Origin of the sequence: Rhizobium tibeticum, from assembly GCF_900110205.1 — a bacterium.
Classification (GTDB): Bacteria; Pseudomonadota; Alphaproteobacteria; order Rhizobiales; family Rhizobiaceae; genus Rhizobium; species Rhizobium tibeticum.
In genome coordinates, this window is record NZ_FOCV01000057.1 from 1 (window position 1) to 19685 (window position 19685).

Sequence of the window (19685 nt, forward strand, 5' to 3'; positions counted from 1 at the left end):
CATGAAGCTGATCGGCGGCGACTGGATCGATGCCCACGACAACCTCGCGATCTGCGGGCCATCTGGCGTCGGCAAAAGCTGGTTGGCCTGTGCGCTCGGGCACAAGGCCTGCCGCGACGATCGCTCGGTTCTTTATCAGCGCGTGCCACGGCTGTTTGCCAATCTCGCTCTTGCCCATGGCGACGGCCGCTATGCTAGGCTGCAGCGAACCCTCGGGCACGTCCAGCTCTTGATCCTCGATGATTGGGGTCTGGAGCCGCTCAACGAACAGGCTCGCCACGACCTTCTGGAGATCCTCGAGGATCGGTACGGACGCCGCTCGACGAACAGGCTCGCCACGACCTTCTGGAGATCCTCGAGGATCGGTACGGACGCCGCTCGACAATCATTACCAGTCAGCTTCCAGTATCAGCCTGGCATGAGATCATCGGCAATCCAACCTATGCCGATGCCATCCTCGATCGCCTCGTTCATAACGCCCACCGCATAGACCTATCCGGGGAAAGCTTGCGGCGAAATCAGCGCCGGAAATCTTGACTCGCTACACGAATGAACTGACAACAATCACTGCCAGCAGGACCCCAGCCTCAGGGGGGCGAGATCATCCCGGAATCCGGGGGCGCAATCATCTCGGAATTGGGGGGCGGCTTCATCGGAATCGGCAAACAATAGCGGCTGGCCTTGAGAATCCGTTCTCCGACCGATCCCGGCATCGCGTCACGACTGCCTGTACCGAAGTTCCTTTTTACGATCGCCAAAACGATGTTGATCGTTTCGAGCGAGGTGGGCGAGCAGGTTCAACCAGCGCAATTGAATTCTTCACCGGAGGGGTGCTAAGCCACGGGCGATGTCAAACGCCTGTGGGCCGGTCCTTGGGATCGAACTGAACGATAGCGATCCAAGTGGCAGTGAGTGCCGGCTTATTCTCGTTCTCGATCTCGACCGTCACTTCGTAGGTGGTCACCAGCATGCTGGCGCCGCGAAAGCGGCAATCCGACAGCACGAAGCGACCACGCACACGGCTGCCGGTCTTGACCGGCGACATGAAGCGGACGCGGTCGAAGCCGAAATTGAGGCCCATGGTCTGTTCGCGGATCTTCGGCATACCACTGAAGTTCATCACCGACAGAAGCGAAAGTGTCAGGAATCCATGGGCGATCGTGCCGCCGAACGGGCTTTCGGCCGCTGCGCGCTCCGGGTCCACGTGGATGAATTGATGGTCCTGGGTCGCATCGGCGAAGAGGTTGATCATCGTTTGATCGACGGTGATCCATTTGGATGTGCCGAGTTCCTGGCCAACAAGCCTCGGCCCGTCCGCGAGGGAAATTTCATGCATGCGACCTCACTTACTTTCTGTCTCGAACTGACGTCCCATCCGTGTCGTCGCCGTATGATCGCTTGCGGCAGAGCTGATAGGACTTTTACGCTTATCGAAGTCGATGTGCTGAGCCGCGGCATTCGTCTCTGTAGGATGAGCCAGCCAGCGTTTGAGGCGCCGGGCCATCTCGTCGAGGTAAGTTAGTATGACAGGCACAAAGACCAAACTGAGGAGGGTCGAGGATATTAACCCGCCGATGACCGCATGGGCCATCGGGGCGCGCTGCGCGCCGCCTTCGCCCAAGCCCAAGGCAGTCGGGAGCATACCGAAAATCATGGCGAGGGTTGTCATTACGATCGGCCGGAGCCTTACCGCTCCGGCATCAGCAAGGCTCTGACGCAGACTCTTGCCTTCCCGAACGCCCAGATTGGAGTAATCGACGAGAAGGATCGCGTTCTTGGTCACCAACCCCATCAGCATGATGAAGCCGATCATCGAGAACATGTTGAGCGTCGAGCCCGTAAACAAAAGGCCAAGCAGGACGCCTATCAAGGATAGCGGCAATGTCATAATGATGGCGATTGGCTGGATGAAGGAGCCGAACTGAGAAGCCAGGATGATGTAGATGAAGATTACGGCTAGCACCAGCGACTGGAATGCATAGGCGGTGCCCTCGGCGAGGTTCTCCGCGTCACCGCCGAATGAGATGCGAAACCCCAAGGGAATATCCATCTTTGCGATCGCGGCGTTCAGATCGGCCGCAACGTCGCCCAACGCTCTTCCTTCAATATTACTAGATATGCGAACCTCCCGGGACAGATCCTTGCGGGTGATCGCATCAGGCGCGGTGCTCTCGACGACGTCGGCGACCTGATCCAGCAAGACGGTTATCGGCTTACCATTGTCGTCCGTACGGCCGGTCGAGATTGTGAGATTACGGAGCTGTGCGGCATCCCGCCGGGCGGTCGGGGGCAGCCGCACCACGACGTCATGGGGCTCTCCGTCGGGAGCGTTCCATACGGATATCGCATCGCCCGCGACGAGAGGCTTGAGCGTATCGCCGATCGTTGCGATCGACACGCCCAGATCGCTGGCCGCCTCACGGCGTACCCGGACAGCCAGCGTTGGTTGGACATTTTCAATCGAAGATTCGATTTCCATCGCGCCTGGGATAGCCGCGAGCGCCGAGGTGATGTTATCGGAGATACGTCGCAGCTCCTCGTCACCATCCCCGAGGACCGAGAGTTGCAGCGGCTTTAACGATCCCCCCAGTCCGGAAGGCTGTCCGACGGAGATCTCCAGGCCTGCGATCGTGGCAAGCCGCTGACGGATGGGATCGATGGTTTCCGCCGTCGTCAGCCTCCGTTGATCGCTAGGCACAAGTTGCACGGCCACAATAGCCCGGTTGAAGCCGCGCACTGCGCCGGAATTGATAGTGGAATACGTCGAGGAGACATAATCGAAATCCCGCAGCACTCGTTCGACCTGGCCGACCTTCACGGCCATATAATCGAGGGAAGCGCCCTCGTTGGCTTCGAGCGATATGCTCACTTCCCCCTGGTCGGCTGGCGGCAAAAACTCAGTACCGATGCGCGGCACAAGCAGCAGGCTGGCAACGAACATGGCGACGACAATGGCAATCGTCTTTTTCCGATGGTCGAATGACCAGTGAATGACAGAGCGATACCGGCTCGCGAGACTCTCGAACCATTGATCGAATCGCTCAATCATCCGACCGAAACAACCTCGCTTGGCACTCTTTTGAGATTGGGGGTCGTACCAAACGCTCGACAGCATCGGATCGAGGGTAAAGGACACAAAGAGCGAAATTACCACGGCCACGGCGACAGTAACGCCGAACTGCAGGAAGAAGCGACCAATCAGCCCGCCCATGAAGGCGACAGGCAGAAACACAGCGACAATGCACAGTGTAGTCGACAGCACGGCAAGTCCAATCTCTTTGGTGCCATCGAGCGCCGCCCTGACATGATCCTTGCCCATCTGGAGATGGCGGGTGATGTTTTCACGAACGACTATCGCGTCGTCGATGAGAATACCGATTGACAGGGAGAGTGCCATCAGCGTCATGATGTTCAGCGTGAAGCCGAGAGCGTAGATGGTCGCGAATGTGCCGATGACTGAAATCGGGAGCGTGAGGCCGGTGATGACCGTGGATCGCCAGGAGTTCAAAAACACGAACACGATCAGCACGGCCAGAACACCGCCTTCGATCAGCGTTCGCTGAACTTCGAAAACCTGAGAGGCTATGGGGCGGGAGTTGTCACGTGTGATGGTGAGCCGGACGTTCTCCTTTGCCAGCTCTGCGTTCAACGCAGAGATTTCCCTGCGAAGTGCGGACGCCACCTCTACCGTGTTCGCGCCCTGGACCTTGACGATTTGCAACCCAAGAGATGTCATGCTCTGATAGTTTGCAAGACTGGTCACTTCAGCACCTGTGTCGAGAACGGTCGCCACATCCGAGAGGTAGACGGGATAGCCGCCGCTATGAGCGATGATGATGCTGTTGAAGCCTGACGCATCCGCGATGCGGCCCTCGACCGTCACGATCCGCTGGTTGATACCGGATACGAGCGTTCCCGCCGCGCGATCCTGGTTCTCGCGTCGGATTGCATCCATGACGGTAGAGACACCGATCCCATAAGCCTCTAAACGATCAGGATCCACGACCACGAGAACCTGCCGCTCGCTGCCGCCAACCAGTGAAATCTGGCCGACGCCGGATATGGCGCTCAGGCGATTAGTGATCACGCGATTAGCAAGCGTGGTGATTTCGCGCAGCGTCCGGATCGACGAGGATGCTGCGACAGAGAGAATTGCCTGGCCGTCCGGTTTGAAGCGCGTGACCTGAGGGGTATCGACTCCGTCGGGGAATTTCGCTCCCAGCCGCGCAACCCTGTCGCGTACCTCCTGCGCCGCGACCCGTGAGTCCACATCAAGTTCGAACTCGACCACGACGACCGAACGTCCTTCGTAGGACTCCGAGGTAATGCTGTCGATGCCGCCGATGGTGTTGAGCGCCGATTCAATCGGCCGTGAGATCTCGCTTTCGACCGATACCGGCGACGCTCCGGTGTAGGTGGTCGCGACCACGACGATCGGGAGGTCGGTCTCGGGGTAGTGATCGACGCCGAGCCGGCCATATGAAAACAGGCCAAGCACAAGGATAGTCACCATCATCATCGTGGCGAAAACTGGGTGGTTGACGCTTATACGCGTAAGAAACATCCGTCAGGTGCCCTCGATGGTCACCCGTGTATCGGCGACCAGATCGGGCAAGGGGGCGCTGACGATAACATCGCCCTCGTTCACCCCCGATACCTGCACAAGATTCCGGTCGCTCCAACTCCTGCCTAACTCGACAGGTTGCCTGCGCAAAACCCCTCGTTCCACCTTGAGAACGAAAGGCCCAACTGCGTCATACCGGATCGAGGCCGCCGGAAGTGCTATGACATCCTTCTGGTCGTCGACTTTGAGGATGCCGGTGGTGAACATCCCGCCTCGCAACAGGCCGTCGTTGTTATCGATGGCGATGAATACCCGCACGGCACGGGATCCGGCGACCGCGGTGGGCGAGATACGGACGACCTCTCCAGGGAATTTCCGGCCCGGAAAGCCCTCTACTGTCAGCTCTACAGGCTGCTTGGGGCGAACGAGCGGGATGCGGCTTGTGGGAACCCCGGCGTCAACTTCCATCCGGTTGAGCTCGACAATAGTCATCATTTCAGTGTTCAGCGGCACGGTCTGTCCCTGTTCCACCGGACGCGCAGCAATGATGCCATCGAACTCGGCGCGCAATTCCGCATAGGAGAGCGATCGTTCGGCATCTGCGACCTCGGCCTGTTTCGCTCTGAGCTGCGCGCGAAGATTGAGCATGTTGGCCCGCGCTGCAAGCCCCGTCGCCTCCGATGCCGCGCCTCGTTCACCCAGCGTGGTGTTTCGCTTAAATACCGACTCAGCGAGTTCGATCTGGGCATTAAGGGCATCCATCTCTGCTTTTCGCGCCGTCACGGCCGATCCGAGAGCTTCCGTATCAAAACGGACGAGGAGGTCGCCGGCTTTGACCACGTCTCCGATCTGCACGGGCAGCTCACTGATTGTCGAGGATACCCGAGATGTCAGTGTCGAACGTCGAACGGGCGTGAGAGAGCCGGCTATACGAACTTCGTTTACGATGTCCTGCCGGACGGCGGTGCTGACGTCGGCTTGAGCAAGCTCGATCGGGCTGCCATGTTTAATCTGCGCAATCGCCCGACCTGCCGAAGTAAGGATGGCGATTGCCATGGTTACGGCGACCGCGAGTTTCCCGAAATTGCACCGAGCAATTTTCGTCATCTGGATCTCCATCCGAGCGTTGATATCTAAATACGAAGGTGTTGGCGTTTTCCGAGCCAGCTATGAAAGCGTCACACTCATTCGACGGTGACCGATTTGGCGAGATTGCGCGGTTGGTCGACATCTGTGCCCATGAAGACCGCCGTATGATAAGCGAGAAGCTGCAGCGGCATGGAAAAGATCATCGGGGCGATGACCTCGTCCACGTTCGGCAGCACGATCGTGTGCATCGTGTCGAGTTTCGATGCGGCTGCCCCTTTTTCGTCGGTGATCAGGATGATCCGTCCGCCGCGAGCCGCCACCTCCTGCATGTTGGAGACGGTCTTTTCGAAGAACCGATCATTTGGGGCGATGACGATGACCGGCATGTTTTCATCGATCAGCGCGATCGGACCGTGCTTCAATTCACCAGCCGCATAGCCTTCGGCGTGGATATAGGAAATCTCCTTGAGCTTCAGCGCGCCCTCCATCGCTAAGGGAAAACTCGTGCCGCGGCCGAGATAGAGCACGTCACGGCATATCGACAGTTCCCGCGACAGGAGCTCGATCTTCGGCTTGATGCTGTTCAGCACCTGTCTCATGATGAGCGGCATCCCGGTCAAGCTCTTCACCAGCGCCTGCTCCTGATCATCGGTGACTGTGCCACGCGCCTTGCCTGCACGGATGGCGAGCGCCGCGAGGACAGCAAGCTGGCAGGTGAAGGCCTTGGTAGAGGCAACGCCGATCTCCGGGCCAGAGAGGATCGGGAAGACGGCATCGGCCTCCCGGGCAATGGTCGACTCGCAGGCGTTGACGACGGCGCCGATCTTCAGGCCCTGTTCCTTGCAATATCGGAGCGATGCGAGCGTGTCGGCGGTCTCGCCCGACTGCGAGATGAAGAGCGCCGCCGACTGCGGAGACAGCGGGATTTCGCGGTAGCGGAACTCGGAAGCGACATCGATCTCGACCGGCAGTCGGGCATAGCGCTCGAACCAGTATTTGCCGATCAGCCCGGCCAAGTAAGCCGTGCCGCAAGCGGAGACCGCCAGGCTTGGCACCTTGGCGAAGTCGATATCGTCGGAAACCGGCAGCACCTGATTATCGATGAAGTTGATATAATGGCTGAGCGCATGGGAGATGACCTCCGGCTGCTCGTATATTTCCTTCTCCATGAAATGGCGATGATTGCCCTTGTCGACGATGAAGGCGGCGGCCGTGGAGACCTGGCGCGGCCGCGTGACGAAGTTGCCGTCCATGTCGAAGATATGGACCCCGGTCTTGCCGATCACCGCCCAGTCGCCGTCGATCAGATAGGTGATTTCATTGGTGAAGGGCGCCAGGGCGATGGCATCGGAGCCGAGGAACATCTCGCCGTTGCCATGACCGATCGCCAGCGGCGGGCCGTTGCGGGCCGCCATGATCGTCGATGGATCGTCTTCGAAAAGAATAGCGAGTGCATAGGCGCCCCTCACCCGCTTCAGCATCGCATGCATCGCCTCGCGCCGTCCCAGGCCGTCGCGGCGAAATCTCGCCAGGAGCTGGGCGACGACCTCGGTATCGGTCTCCGTCCGGAATTCGGCCCCCGACTCCGAAAGCTCGTCCTTCAACTCGGCAAAATTCTCGATGATGCCGTTGTGAACGACGGCGACGCCATCAGTAAAATGCGGATGGGCATTGCGTTCGGTGGGCGCTCCATGGGTCGCCCAGCGGGTGTGGGCGATCCCGATGGTGGCGCTCAGCGGCTCTTCCTTCAGTCTCGCCTCGAGATTGACGAGCTTGCCCTCGGCGCGCCGGCGATGCAAGGCACCATCGATGATCGTCGCAACGCCGGCCGAATCGTATCCCCGGTATTCCAGGCGCTTCAACGCATCGACCAGCCGCTCCGAGACCGGCTGCTGCCCGACGATACCCACAATCCCGCACATGTTCTCTCCGACTTCGTCCCGGCACCTTAGCCGCCGCAGTAATCACGATGACGGACACCCGCCTGGCGCGTCTTCATTCAGGATCTTCTAATAGCATTCGGCAAGATCGGTAAAATCGATAGTAGGGATAGCAATCATCCACCGTATCGATCCTTGGGACGCGTGCACTGGGATGCATTTGACGGCCTTGATCTAAATCTCCTCATTGCGTTCGATGCTTTGACGGCCGAACGCAAGCTCAGGTCATGCGTCTTGACGCAAGAGGGCGTTGCAGCCGAAGCGCTTCGAGCCTTGCGGCTGGACTGGCCGCGAAAAGCAAAGCTTGACCAGCTAAGCGGGCGTCGGCGGCGCTGAGCGCGATACGGCATCCGATCAGAGCCGACACGGTGCGAAAGGATCCACTGAACGGTCGTCGCAACCGCCGCAAACTGCACCACTTTTATCTTCTCTATTCGGCGTGGTGAGGTCAAGCACCTTCTGACTGTCCGCAGCTTATGGTGATTGACGTCTTCGCAGTATCGCGCTTCTCTCCGGGATCGGCCCGCGTGGCCCTCCCATTATGGGACCAGAAGAAGAGGCGGAACAATCTAATCGGCGACCTGATCGCAATAAACGACCGTACCAAGACAACCACGCGAACTCACCTCATCCATCGTCCTGCGAAGGACATCTTTCCACCGGCGGCGGATTCTTCTTGTCTCCTTTTGTTCTTGTCACCTTGGTTGCTCGCTACGCAGCAAGAGGCAAGCTCTCCCGTGCCCAACAGAATTCGGTTCCGTCATTCCACATGCGATGCATGATCACAGCAAGATTCAAACAAAAGGGGAGACGCTCTGGGATTGAAACTCGGAGGCTGCCCCGATTTGCGCCTGCCACAAAGCAGCATAAGCGCCATCAGCTGTCAGCAGATCAGTATGCTTTCCCTCCTCAACAACCCGACCCTTGTCTAAGACTACGATCTTGTCAGCCCTACAAATGGTGCTCATTCGATGAGCGATGACGATGATGGTCTGACCAGCCTGACGCAGATCCTCAACCACCCGCAGGATGAAAGCCTCGGCGACCGAGTCGAGAGAGGAGGTCGCTTCGTCGAGGATCAGGATCTCCGGATCCCGGTAGAGAGCCCGAGCCAAGGCAAGGCGCTGCTTCTCGCCGCCGGAGAGGCGTATACCGTTCTCGCCTAAATGGGTCTGGAGACCGCTGGGCCAGCTTTCGATTAGCTCTTGTAGCCCTATTTGATCGCATATTCGTTGGATCTTCACGATGTCCGGATCGAATACGCCAAGTGCGATGTTCTCGATCACCGAGCCAGAGAACAAATCGACCGATTGCGGCACCGCTGCGATAACCTTGCGCAGGGATACCGTCGAGAGATCCTGGAGAGCATAGGAGCCGATCCGGATGCGGCCACTCTCGAGCGGGTAGAGATTCTGCAGCAGAGCCGCAATGGTGCTCTTGCCTGAGCCGCTTTTCCCCACGACGGCCGTCATCTCGCCCCGCCCGAAAGTGAGGCTAAGATCCTGGAAAAGCTCCCGCTGAGAGCCATGGCGGAACGTGACATTCTCCAGGCGGATATCACCAAGGTGGGACTTTGTGGCATCAATGCCGCCGCCGTTGGTCTCCTGCTCCAGGTCGAAGATGTCGAATAGGCGATCTGCCGCGACGAATGCGTCCTGAACGACCCGGTTGGTCTGGATGAGACTGGTAACCGGCCGGGTAACATAGCCGAGCAACGCATAGCAGGATAATAACTCGCCTGGCGTGAGGGTCTGATCGAGGACAAGCGTCGTTCCGAACCACATCAGCACGATGGTGAATAAGGTCGAGAGGAAAGTCGAGGTGCTGACTCCGAAGATCGAAATTAGCCCGGAGCTGTAGACGGAGTGCAGCATCTTGATGAAGCGGGTTTCCACCTTGAGGTTGGCGAAGCTCTCCATGCCGGAGGTCTTGATCGTGGAGATAGCTCCGAGTGACTCCACCAGTTGTGTTTCCAGTTCGGCAGCGTTCTCCATAATGGCGCGCTGGCGCTTCCTATTCAGCCGATTGGTGGTCCAATAGACAAAGAGGTACAGCGGGATGGATCCCGCCACGACCAAGGCGATCTTCCACGAATAGATGAACATCAGCCCTAACGAGAACAGAATCATGAGCACATCGACGAACATGTTGATCGAGGCGTCGTTCAGGAAGCTCCTGATCTTCACCGCATCGTTCATACGGGAAACGATTTCGCCCATACGCATGCTGTCAAAGAACTTCTGAGGCAAGCTTAGGATATGAGTGTAGTAGCCGAGGATCAGCTGGACATCGATCTTCTGCCCCGTTTGCAGGACGAGCCGGTTTCCAAGGAGAGAGATCAGGACCTGCAACACCAGGATCAGCAGCATGGCGACGCTCATCAGATTGAGCAGGTTGCGGTTACCCGCAGTGATCACATGATCGACGATCTTCTGGACGTAGATGGCCGTCGAGAGGCCGAGGATCGTTGTCACCAGCGCCCCGACGAGAGTCTGCGCCATCACCGCCCTGTGTGGCCTAAGCAGACGGGCGAAGCGGGCGAGGGGTGAGGTGGTCTCGTCGCGGCGCTTGAAGGTGTCTGCCGGAACCAGGAGCACCAGGGCGCCAGTCCATTGTTTGTTGAATTCCTCGTGCGCCAGCTTGCGGACTTCACCATAGGCTGGGTCCATGACGGTGACCCACTTCGCGTCGATCGCCTGGATTACGACGAAGTGGTGCAGGACCTCCTTGACGATCACATGCGCGATAGCGGGCTTCGGGATCTTGTACAGGCTGTCGAAGCCGCCCTTCACCGCCTTGGTGATAAATCCTAGCTTCTGGGCCGCTTCCGTGAGGCCCAGCACGGTGGTGCCGGCGCGGTTGGTCGAGGCATGTTGCCGGATGCGCGACAATGGCAGCTTGTAACCATAGAACGCTGCGACAGAAGCAAGGCTGGCGGCCCCGCAATCCGTGATGTCGCGCTGCTTGAACTTACTGACATTGCTCGACATGGCGACTTTCTGGCTGTTTGGGAAATGAAGGATTAGCGGCCCGTCAGGAGCGGGTTGAGCCAATCGTCGACCCCGTTGTAGAGGAGTTGCAGGACAGTCCGGTCTGCTACAAGAAAGCGCGCCCGCACGGTCATGCCTTTCTTCAGGTAACCGATGGCCCCGTTCTTGAGCGCGAGATGGCTGCGGGAGAGCGCGCAGCGGACCTTGAAGATCGGCCTACCGTCGAGGAATGTGAAGTCCTGCGCCACGTCGAGCACCGTTGCTTCGATCAAGCCCCATTGATTGTAGTTGAAGGCATCTACTTGGAGCCGCACCGACTGGCCGAGCCGCACGAAGCCAATGTCGTTGGGGGAGACGTAAATATCCGCCACCATTTCGCCGCCCGGCGAGACCCAAGCAACAGTTTGCCCCGCCTGGACGTAGCTGCCGGGGCTGAGGCCGGAGAATTGCTCGAGGGCCCCTGACACCGGAGCCCGGATTCGCGTCAGATCCCGTTCATTCTCAAGCTGATGCAAGGTGGCCACTAGTTCCTTAAGGCGCAGGTTAGTGTCGAAGAGCCGCTGGTTCCATTCAGCGGATTTGCGCCTGGCTAGAATCTCGCCCTGAACCTCAATGCTCTGGAGAGCGAAAGCCTTTTCGTCTACGGCCTTCGCGGGCGCCGCAGCAACTGAGAGGAGTCGCTTAGCGCGGGCGAATTCCGCCGCGGCATTACTGCGGGTAAACTCGTTCTCCCGCAGCAGGTTGAGAAAATGCGCCCGCTCGGCCGTGGCTGACTCGGTGAGGAGGCGGACCGGGTCCGTGGCGGTGCCGGATGAGATCAGCGCTTCGAGGTCACTGGCAAGATCGCTCTTAGCGCGAATATCGGCTCTAAGTGCCATGAGCTTTTCCTCAACCATCTCATCGTCGAGGGTGAGGATCTCCTGCCCTTGGGCAACACGATCGTTCTCACCGGCAAGGATGTGTGAGACGCGCCCGGAGACGGGCGCGACCAGGGGCGTCTTTTCGACGACGGGCCGAATTCTTCCGACACTTTGGACAGAGACAGGTATGCTCATGAGTGGCAGCGACACGAATGCCAAAACCACAGAGAGCACGATCACCTTGTAGATGACCAAAGATCGACCTGATCGCCGCGAGAGGATGCTCTCTGCAGTGTAGCAGGCTATTTCGGGAGGAAGTGGGATAATGTTCACGCGTCCGTTAGTTAGTCACCGCTTTATTTGTAATTCAACACACGCGCTGTAGCTATACCCGCAACGATTGTTAACGCAGTAAGTGCGGCAGCAACAAGTCCGAAAACTACCCAAAAACACCCCCCGGAAGTTGCAGAAGCTTCTTCGCGGGTTAACTCGATCACTCCATAGGCTGACATATTGGTCATTATTTTTTACACTCCTAAAGCTCAAATAAGAGGACGAATCAATGATTCCGGTCGGCGGCTTTTGCGCCTATAGTTACAGCTGCAAGGCCGACTATCCCAAAAATCGCGAAACCTATTGCCCAAAACATCCCTCCCGAAGTTGCAGATGCTTCTTCGGGAGCCAATTCGGTTACGCTGTATGACGACATATCAGAGTTCATTGTTGTCTCCATTCCTCACGCCGATGGCTGTTGCCATCGCGCAAATAGAAGCATGAACCGTGCCAACTCCCAAAAAGAGCAAAGAGCTTCGACACAGATGGCGTCAATGATAGCTCAAAGGAGGCCGCGCGAAATATCATAGTGTCGCGGACGCGACAAACCCGACAGGTTGCACGACATATCGACGGATGGCGGACACGTTTGGCGCCATCATAGCTGAGGAGTTTGGAGATCGAAAAAGTCTGCAATCCCGTGTCGACCCGCGGAAGTTCATGCTGGGTCATTTCTGCGCCGCGATCCCAAGTAAGGCACTGGCCCAACGTCTCCGGAAAATCTTATTCGTGTCGCGGACGATGGAGGTCGGCCAGGAGGGTGCCATACCAAAGGACCAGCGGCGAGCAATCCCGATCATCGGCGATCCCGATCCGCTTGTCCTGTGGAGACTCGATACCTTTTATGCTGCCGTCGACCTCGCGATCGAAGAGCGCTCGGACTCGGTGGTGTCGCGGACGATGGAGATCAGCCAACAGGGCTTCGGCCGGGTGTTATTTAGCACTAAACGGTTGGTCCTGCTGTCAAAGACCTTACGTGACGCTCATAGATTCGGCTTTAATACCCTCGCAAATGCGCCAAAACGGGTACGAAGCTAGTCAGGGACCCGGTCGCAGTCGTGGAAGCTTATCCGGATGTAGCATGACGGAACCGGAGTTAAGGAGAAAACGTGTCAAGCCTTGAGGATTGAAGCCTTACGGATACCGCGGCCGATGATCCACGCTGAAAAAATTTCAGAATTGGGTGGCCTCGCACCCGGCAAAGGCCATCCAAAAGCTGTCTGTCGAGGATCACCCATTGCGGAAGGTGTAGCTGTAGCCGTTAATAGCCGGCACGCCGCCGAGATGCGCATACAGGATCCGTGATCCTTCTGAAAAAAAGTCTTTCCTGACGAGATCGATCAATCCTTGCATCGATTTTCCCTCGTAGACCGGATCAGTAATCATGCCTTCTAGCCGCGCACACAGGCGGATAGCCTCCTTGGTTTCGTCGGACGGGACACCATAACATGGGTACGCGTACTCATCGAGGAGGACGACGTCGTATTCGACGATCTCCGAGCCGAGATTGACAAGCTCTGCTGTATGCCGGGCAATGCTTAGCACCTGCGCCTTCGTTTGGGCGGGAGTGGCGGAGGCATCGATACCAATCACGCTGCGCTGCCGGCCGTCCTTGGCAAAGCCGACGAGCATGCCAGCATGCGTCGAACCCGTGACCGTACACACTATGATGTAATCGAAGGCAAACCCGAACAGTTCCTCCTGAGCCCGCACCTCCTCCGCAAATCCCACATAGCCAAGGCCGCCATACTTATGGACGGAAGCCCCGGCGGGTATCGCATAGGGTATGCCACCTGTTGACTTGACCTCTTCGAGCGCCTGTTCCCAACTGCGGCGGATACCAATGTCAAAGCCTTCGTCGACAAAGCGCACATCCGCCCCCATGATTCGACTCAACAGAATGTTGCCGACCCTATCATAGACCGCGTCCTCATGCGGAACCCAGCTCTCCTGTACCAGAACGCATTTCATGCCGATCTTGGCGGCGACCGCGGCGACCATCCGCGTGTGATTGGACTGCACGCCCCCGATGGAGACAAGAGTATCGGCTTTGGTGGCGATTGCGTCGGGGATGATGTATTCGAGCTTGCGGAGCTTGTTTCCGCCAAACGCGAGACCGGAATTGCAGTCCTCGCGTTTCGCATAGATTTCCACTTTTCCCCCAAGATGCTTACCGAGGCGTTCGAGTTTTTCGATTGGCGTCGGCCCGAAGGTGAGAGGGTAGCGTTCGAACTTTTGCAGCATGTTCTCTCCAGCAATACGATTGAGTGAAACCAAGTGTCCAACGTCACTATGAGAAGATGCGCTCGCCTCCTCAGGTCCCGGGTAGGCAGCACCCCCGCAAGCTCCTGCTCTCTACACCGGATGTTCGACTCTTCGCCGGACAGCGAGGGCGCGCACGATACCGGGATCCTCTAGTGGACTCAACCGCTCAGAAATACCAGTAGGCCCGGAACCGCCCCGATGGCGCCGCTATCCGGACCTCGCCAGGCTGGCGCAGACCAAGGGGGTAGGATCCTAGCGAACGGGAAGAGGATTGATCGCCCATCGGGGGATGGCCGAAACTACCTTGATGCATGCCAAATCTCCCGATCAAAATGATGGCCATCTGGGCCGCTATAGTAGCGCGGGACCAGAAAGTTGTAATTCTTCGGGCGTTCTCCATCTCGTGACTATTTACCTATTGTCATAAGCGTCGCATGCCCGACCATAAACCTCACACGGTCAACAGCGGCGAGGTCAATGTCAGCCGGACAAGATGTCTAGCGGCGGCGAGACAGGTAAAATCGTCATTTCCGGGTCCAGCAGTAGCAGTTTGACATCGTTCTAAGCCCTTTCTCTTTCAGTGAACCAGGTAGCTCATTGCCGAAATAGGGCGGGAGCCCCGTACCTGCTCTTCGAACGCGCGCGGATCAGCGGGAGAAGAGCGGCAAGGGAATAAAACCGAGGGGCTCGCTCACCCGAAGGAGCGGAGCCGGGGGATTGTTTTTCCCATGCGAGACAGAGGGACAGCGCTCTCCTCCCTTCTTCAGGGCCATCCACTTGGGCGATCGCTGTCTCAGAATCTGACCCGAAAAGGCTATCCATTTCTTGCAAGGCGTCTGGTGAGCATGTGGATGTGGGCGATAGTTATCCACGCTTGTGCTGAAGCGCTGGATTTTTCGAAATCCAGCCTGCGGTATCTGCCCAATTATGCGAATGTCGCTCGGCGACCCAGCGGCGCGGCAGGTTTTAACCTTGGCCTGATGATTTCCATTGTCCACCTGTCGATCTTCTGTAGCCGCTTTTTCAGCTTGTTGCTCGCATAGCCGCAATCGGCGAAGATATAAACCAGCCATGGTCATCAGATGTTGATGGACTCTTGGAGAACCTAACCGAGGTGCATCATGCCTGTTTTGGAGGGTAGGGATCACTCCTCTCCCTGCAATGAGTAGCAAAAACCTCTACATTGGCGGCGTTTAACTGTTCCGTCAAGTACTGGTGAATCCCACGTTCCAAGGGTCGATCACGTCGGGGACCTCGAGTCGGTGATCGGCGGCGGCATGAATCAGGCAAGAGAAGCGGTTTGCTTCGACCTGCATCTTCGCTCGCTGCGCCTTCCTTCGCCGGTTGGCGACGAGGAAGCGTTCCAGCTCATGGCCGCTCATCACGAAGATGATTCCGCGGCTCCTACGCCTAAAAGTCCGAGAACCTTGTCCCGCAGACGGATGAACTCCAGGCTCGAGCGGTCCAACCGCGCCGGCTCGGGAATAGAAAGTATGGCAGCGATGCGGCCCGGATGGGGCTGCATGACCACGACCCGATGCCCGAGATGAACCGCCTCGTCGACATCATGAGTCACGAGCAGCGCTGTCGTGCCCTCATGTTGAACGATGCGTTTAAGTTCGTCCTGCAGCCTCAGGCGTGTCAATGCGTCCAACGCGCTGCGCCATTCCGCCCGATAACTGCGCGGGGTAGGCCTTAGAAAATTGCGTCAGACCGACGAGTTCGAGATGCTGGCGCACCGTTTTCTTCTTGTCGGTTCGTGACAGGGGACTGCGTCGAAGGGCGGCTGCGACATTTCCTTCGACAGTCAGCCATGGCAGCAGCCTGTGATGGCGGCTGATGGGGTATCTGGTTCATCTCGTTCTTCTCCTGAGTAACCTTGTTTCCAGCCAATGGGCCGAACTGTTGTAGAAGAGGCCGATCAAGGCCAGGATGAGAATGCCGACAAAGAGCAGATCCATTTCGAACAACTGGCTGGCCTCATTCAAGCGGCCGCCGATCCCGGGCGTCACGTTGAGAAACAGTTCGGAGCCGAGCGTAGCGAGCCAAGCGTAGATCAAACCGGCATGCAGGCCCGTGAATATGGCCGGAAGGGCGCCAGGCAGGGCAACGAGACGGACAAAGTCGACCCGGCTGAAGATGAGCACGTCCGACAGCTCGCGATAGGCTGGCGATAGTCCTCTCACGCCCTGCCACGTGTTGATGACCACCGGTTGGAACCCGGCAAGGGCGATGAAGGCGATCTTCCCGCATCCGCGCCACCAAACCATACAGACAATAATGGTACCCAAGCGAAAAGCGCAATCCGGCGAAAGGCCAGCAAGGTTGGGCCGACGATCCTCTCCGCCGTGCGTGAAAAGCCAAGCAACAGACCGAGGAGGAGGCCGGTCGAGGCGCCGATCGCAAAGCCGGTGAGATTTCGCCGAAGGCTTTCACTGATATCGAACGCGAGCGTGCCGGTGGTGAACTCCGTTCCGGCGCGTGCGGCCACCGCGTCGGGCGACGGGAGGAAGCGAGGATCGACCCACTCGAACCGGACGGCGGCCAGCCAAAGCAAGAAGACAGCCGCGAACGCTGCAAACGGGCGCCAATGGCGCGCCACGTTTCGAAGGCGCCCGACTTGCAATGTGTCAGCGGCCATGGAGCGCCTCCGAGTTCCACGGCTGGACGAAGCGTTCCAGATGTTCGAGGATGGCGTTTAGTGATACGCCAATCGCTGCGATGACCAGCAGGGCGGCGATGACGAGTTCAAGTTGGAAAAGCTGGCGGCCCCAAATCATCAAATAACCGAGCCCCTCGAACGACGCGAACAGTTCGACAATCACAAGGCTTTGCCAGGCGGCAGCCAGCCCTTCGCGAAGCCCGGTGAACATCGACGTCAGCGCGGCGGGCAGGACGATTGCAGACATCCACTGCAGCGGTGTGAAATTGAACACGCGGCCCAGTTCCAGAAGGTTTGGAGAGACATTAGCGATGCTGCGTGTTGTCGCCAACGTTACCGGTATCGCCGTCGACCACCCAATGCAGACATATTTGAGCTCCTCGTCGATGCCGACGAACAACACGAGCAAAGGCACCCAAGCCAGCGTGTTGACCTGTGCAACGGCGGTGAAGATTGGCCAAACGAATGCTCTAATCCCGGGCAGGAGGCCGAGGAGGGCTCCGGCAAGTAGACCCGAAAGCGCTCCGATCGTAAAACCGATGGCAACCCGCCGCAGGCTCACGAACGTGTGGTTGATGAGCGACCCGTCACGCCACAACTCGACGATCGTTGCCCAAACCACCTTGGGAGCCGGCAGGATCTGCTCCGGAAGCCAGCCGAGGCGCGCGGAAAATTCCCACGCCAACAGCAGGACAAGCGGCAACGTCATCGCGTAAGCCACGTCGGCTAACACCCCCGATGGATTAGTCAGTCTTTGCTCTACGGGCCGATTGGCCGAAGTGGTCAAGGTCATCTTTCGTCCTCATTGGCCAAGGACCTGCGACATTTCAGTTTGTCTGCTTCTTGTTGAGATCGCCGAGCTTGGCGATTTCACCCTTGGTGTCGTAGCTTGACCAATGGTTCTCCCGCTTCAGGCCTTCCCAAAGCCATTTCCTTTCGCTGTGCGCTACAACCTAAAGAGGAAAAAAGCTCAATAGGTTGGATTAATTTTAAAACCAGTGGCGTTATAATCTGAAAATAACTTCTTGAGTTGGCTTCCGCGCACGGCACTATGCCTATATCGCTGCCTCTATTATGTAAGTGGAGACTTGCGATGACGACCAGTGTTGAAACATTCGAAATGCTCAGGAACGATATAATTTCAGGGAGATACCGACCATTGCATCTTTTTCATCCCAAGCAGTTATCCGAAGAACACGTCGTAAGCGTTGCCCCCATAAGGGAGGCCATGCTCAGGCTCAGTGAACGCGGCCTCCTTCGGTGGGAGCGCAACCGAGGGTTCTTTGTAGAGAAAATTAGTAGCTCGACCGCGTTGTTTCATTTGGATCAGTTGCGATCACATTATACGTATGCAATCGGTAGGTTGAAAGACAAGGGCGACACTATAGAACTAAACGTTGAAACAAGCGATCGAACGGTAGTAGACAGCGTGGAGAATTATAAGCGCTGGCAGGATTCGTTGGCTGCCGCAATATTTTCTGATTCAGAACAGGAGTTTGTTCGTGGAGCGTGGGACAGAATATGGATATATCGAAACCATTATTTAGGAAACGACGGTATTATAGAATACAAGTATAATTTCATGTATCTGGCAACAAAACTGATCTATCAGAAAAAGTACGATGACTGCATTCAGTCGACGGACGCTATGTTCCGGTATGTAATGGGAAAAGTTTCCAGATATACTATGTAGTCTGAATAATTTGCAGCTCATGTGAACAAACGTTTATCCGTAGTTGAGCGATACAGGAATGCTTAAGGGTGAACTCCATCTCTGCTACGGCGCTTTGATCATAGAACCTTCCATATGATTGAGGTCGCCGCAGCCCCAGACAGGCTCTACACCAGCTGGCGGATCGTCGTTTTGTTGCTGCCGACGGTTGGGGGCAGCAGATTAGGGAGGGTTTTCTTGTTCTGCTAAGAAGTGTCTGCGGGCATGTGGGACATGCCGATGGTGCCACTCAGTGGCTTTCCCATTAGTCTCGTCTAGAGATTGACGAGTTTCCCTCTGCGGGCGGCGATGCAAGTCCCCTCGACGATGGTCGCAACGCCGGTGGAATCATAGCCGCGATATTGAAGACGCTCTAATGCGTCGACCAACCGCTCTGACACTGACTGTTGCCCAACAATGCCGACAATCCGGCACATGTTCGTCTCCGTATTCGTCCCGGCCGACACAGTCATCATCAGGACGCACACCACGCCCCGAGCCTTCCTTCGTGATCTGTCATCTCAATTCCGATTCCGCGTTCAACGGACGCGCTCTAGCAAGAGCTGAAAGTGTGAGCCCGGGTGCGCAAGGTCGAGATAACTCAGTGGTTTGGTCCCCAGCCGGCCAAATCTCAACGGCAAATTCAATCCGCGGAAAATCTTCGACCGGCATTCGTAGGCCGTTCCAAAGTGCCAGCGACTTGGCCCCGCCCAACGACTAATATGCACTGCCACTAGGATACACCACTCAAATCGACAACCGCACCCAGCTGGGAGGCATGTAAGCGATGAGGTGACACCGTTACTTCTGGAAGGACCAGGGCATCAGCGCGTCGATCTCGCTCGATGGCCAACCTGCGGTGATACGCTCAAGCGTCTGTGTCAGCCAGGCCAGCGGGTCGACTTCGTTCATCTTGGCGGTTTATGCCGACCGTCGAACTATGCCGATTAAGCAAGTTTTTGCCAACGTTTTCTATAACATAGCGGTCGCCTAGTCGGCATAGCTTAGGGTCTCTCCGTCGCAATTGACGCGAAGGAGAGGACATATGAACACAACTGACTATTTGAATCGAGCGCCCTGTATCGGAAGCTGCTTTACGGTCCGTATCGGGAGTTTGCGCGCGTTTACGCCGCCAGAATGTCGGACGAAGGTTTGGGTCGGCAATGCACGTGGCGTTCGCTGAGCCTGTTTCGAGACCTAATGGACTGGCATGTTGGCAATGGATATGCCCCGCAGGATTTGAGCGAAGCTTATGTTGATCGTTTTCTTGA

At 57.3% G+C, this 19685-nt stretch carries 15 protein-coding genes and 3 pseudogenes; 4 read left to right on the forward strand and 14 right to left on the reverse strand.

The window, feature by feature from the left end:
* Positions 1-537, forward strand: a pseudogene (locus BSG20_RS31710) (ATP-binding protein); the annotation flags it as partial.
* Positions 538-850: 313 nt separating this feature from the next.
* Here BSG20_RS31710 and BSG20_RS31715 read toward each other — a convergent pair.
* From BSG20_RS31715 to BSG20_RS36820, 7 genes are all read right to left on the reverse strand, one after another.
* Positions 851-1336, reverse strand: coding sequence for a MaoC family dehydratase (locus BSG20_RS31715; protein WP_072381635.1), 486 nt, complete (start codon positions 1334-1336; stop codon positions 851-853).
* A 6-nt stretch (positions 1337-1342) separates the two neighbouring features.
* Positions 1343-4564, reverse strand: coding sequence for an efflux RND transporter permease subunit (locus BSG20_RS31720; RefSeq protein ID WP_072381637.1), 3222 nt, complete (start codon positions 4562-4564; stop codon positions 1343-1345).
* Between the two features lie 3 nt (positions 4565-4567).
* Complete coding sequence (locus BSG20_RS31725) at positions 4568-5671, reverse strand: efflux RND transporter periplasmic adaptor subunit (RefSeq protein WP_072381639.1); 1104 nt, start codon at positions 5669-5671, stop codon at positions 4568-4570.
* 77 nt (positions 5672-5748) lie between these two features.
* The gene (gene glmS, locus BSG20_RS31730) at positions 5749-7575 is read right to left on the reverse strand and encodes a glutamine--fructose-6-phosphate transaminase (isomerizing) (RefSeq protein WP_072381641.1); all 1827 of its coding nucleotides are present in this window, start codon (positions 7573-7575) and stop codon (positions 5749-5751) included.
* Positions 7576-8387: 812 nt separating this feature from the next.
* A complete protein-coding gene (locus BSG20_RS31740; RefSeq protein ID WP_072381645.1) occupies positions 8388-10583 on the reverse strand; it encodes a peptidase domain-containing ABC transporter in 2196 nt (731 codons plus the stop codon).
* Positions 10584-10615: 32 nt separating this feature from the next.
* A complete protein-coding gene (locus BSG20_RS31745) occupies positions 10616-11698 on the reverse strand; it encodes an HlyD family secretion protein (RefSeq protein ID WP_072381647.1) in 1083 nt (360 codons plus the stop codon).
* A 304-nt stretch (positions 11699-12002) separates the two neighbouring features.
* A complete protein-coding gene (locus BSG20_RS36820) occupies positions 12003-12164 on the reverse strand; it encodes a hypothetical protein (RefSeq protein ID WP_167371639.1) in 162 nt (53 codons plus the stop codon).
* Between the two features lie 377 nt (positions 12165-12541).
* Here BSG20_RS36820 and BSG20_RS31750 point away from each other — a divergent pair.
* Positions 12542-12861: pseudogene (locus BSG20_RS31750) on the forward strand (DUF269 domain-containing protein); the annotation flags it as partial.
* Between the two features lie 145 nt (positions 12862-13006).
* Here the strand turns inward: BSG20_RS31750 and BSG20_RS31755 are convergent.
* Positions 13007-14020 (reverse strand): 1-aminocyclopropane-1-carboxylate deaminase, encoded by a 1014-nt coding sequence (locus BSG20_RS31755; RefSeq protein ID WP_072381651.1) that lies wholly within the window; start codon positions 14018-14020, stop codon positions 13007-13009.
* An 897-nt stretch (positions 14021-14917) separates the two neighbouring features.
* Here BSG20_RS31755 and BSG20_RS39025 point away from each other — a divergent pair.
* On the forward strand, positions 14918-15022 hold the full coding sequence (locus BSG20_RS39025) for a hypothetical protein (protein ID WP_368681549.1): 105 nt from the start codon (positions 14918-14920) through the stop codon (positions 15020-15022).
* A 224-nt stretch (positions 15023-15246) separates the two neighbouring features.
* Here BSG20_RS39025 and BSG20_RS35985 read toward each other — a convergent pair whose 3' ends face one another.
* The 4 genes from BSG20_RS35985 to BSG20_RS31775 all read right to left on the reverse strand — a co-directional run bounded on the left by BSG20_RS35985 (position 15247) and on the right by BSG20_RS31775 (position 17496).
* Positions 15247-15426, reverse strand: a complete 180-nt coding sequence (locus BSG20_RS35985) for a hypothetical protein (protein ID WP_143147571.1) — start codon at positions 15424-15426, stop codon at positions 15247-15249.
* Positions 15423-15695, reverse strand: a complete 273-nt coding sequence (locus tag BSG20_RS38020; protein ID WP_072381655.1) for a hypothetical protein — start codon at positions 15693-15695, stop codon at positions 15423-15425. Before BSG20_RS38020 ends, BSG20_RS35985 begins: the two co-directional genes overlap by 4 nt.
* A gap of 199 nt (positions 15696-15894) precedes the next feature.
* Positions 15895-16332, reverse strand: coding sequence for an ABC transporter permease (locus BSG20_RS31770; RefSeq protein ID WP_143147572.1), 438 nt, complete (start codon positions 16330-16332; stop codon positions 15895-15897).
* A gap of 339 nt (positions 16333-16671) precedes the next feature.
* Positions 16672-17496 (reverse strand): ABC transporter permease, encoded by an 825-nt coding sequence (locus BSG20_RS31775; protein WP_072381657.1) that lies wholly within the window; start codon positions 17494-17496, stop codon positions 16672-16674.
* Between the two features lie 300 nt (positions 17497-17796).
* Between BSG20_RS31775 and BSG20_RS31780 the strand changes: the two genes are divergently transcribed.
* Entirely contained in the window at positions 17797-18396 is a 600-nt protein-coding gene (locus BSG20_RS31780; RefSeq protein ID WP_072381659.1) for a GntR family transcriptional regulator, read from the forward strand.
* A gap of 293 nt (positions 18397-18689) precedes the next feature.
* Here BSG20_RS31780 and BSG20_RS31785 read toward each other — a convergent pair whose 3' ends face one another.
* Together BSG20_RS31785 and BSG20_RS31790 are read right to left on the reverse strand one after the other, a co-directional pair.
* A complete protein-coding gene (locus BSG20_RS31785; RefSeq protein ID WP_072381661.1) occupies positions 18690-18890 on the reverse strand; it encodes a hypothetical protein in 201 nt (66 codons plus the stop codon).
* Between the two features lie 325 nt (positions 18891-19215).
* Positions 19216-19335, reverse strand: a pseudogene (locus BSG20_RS31790) (transposase domain-containing protein); the annotation flags it as partial.
* Between the last annotated feature and the right edge of the window lie 350 nt (positions 19336-19685).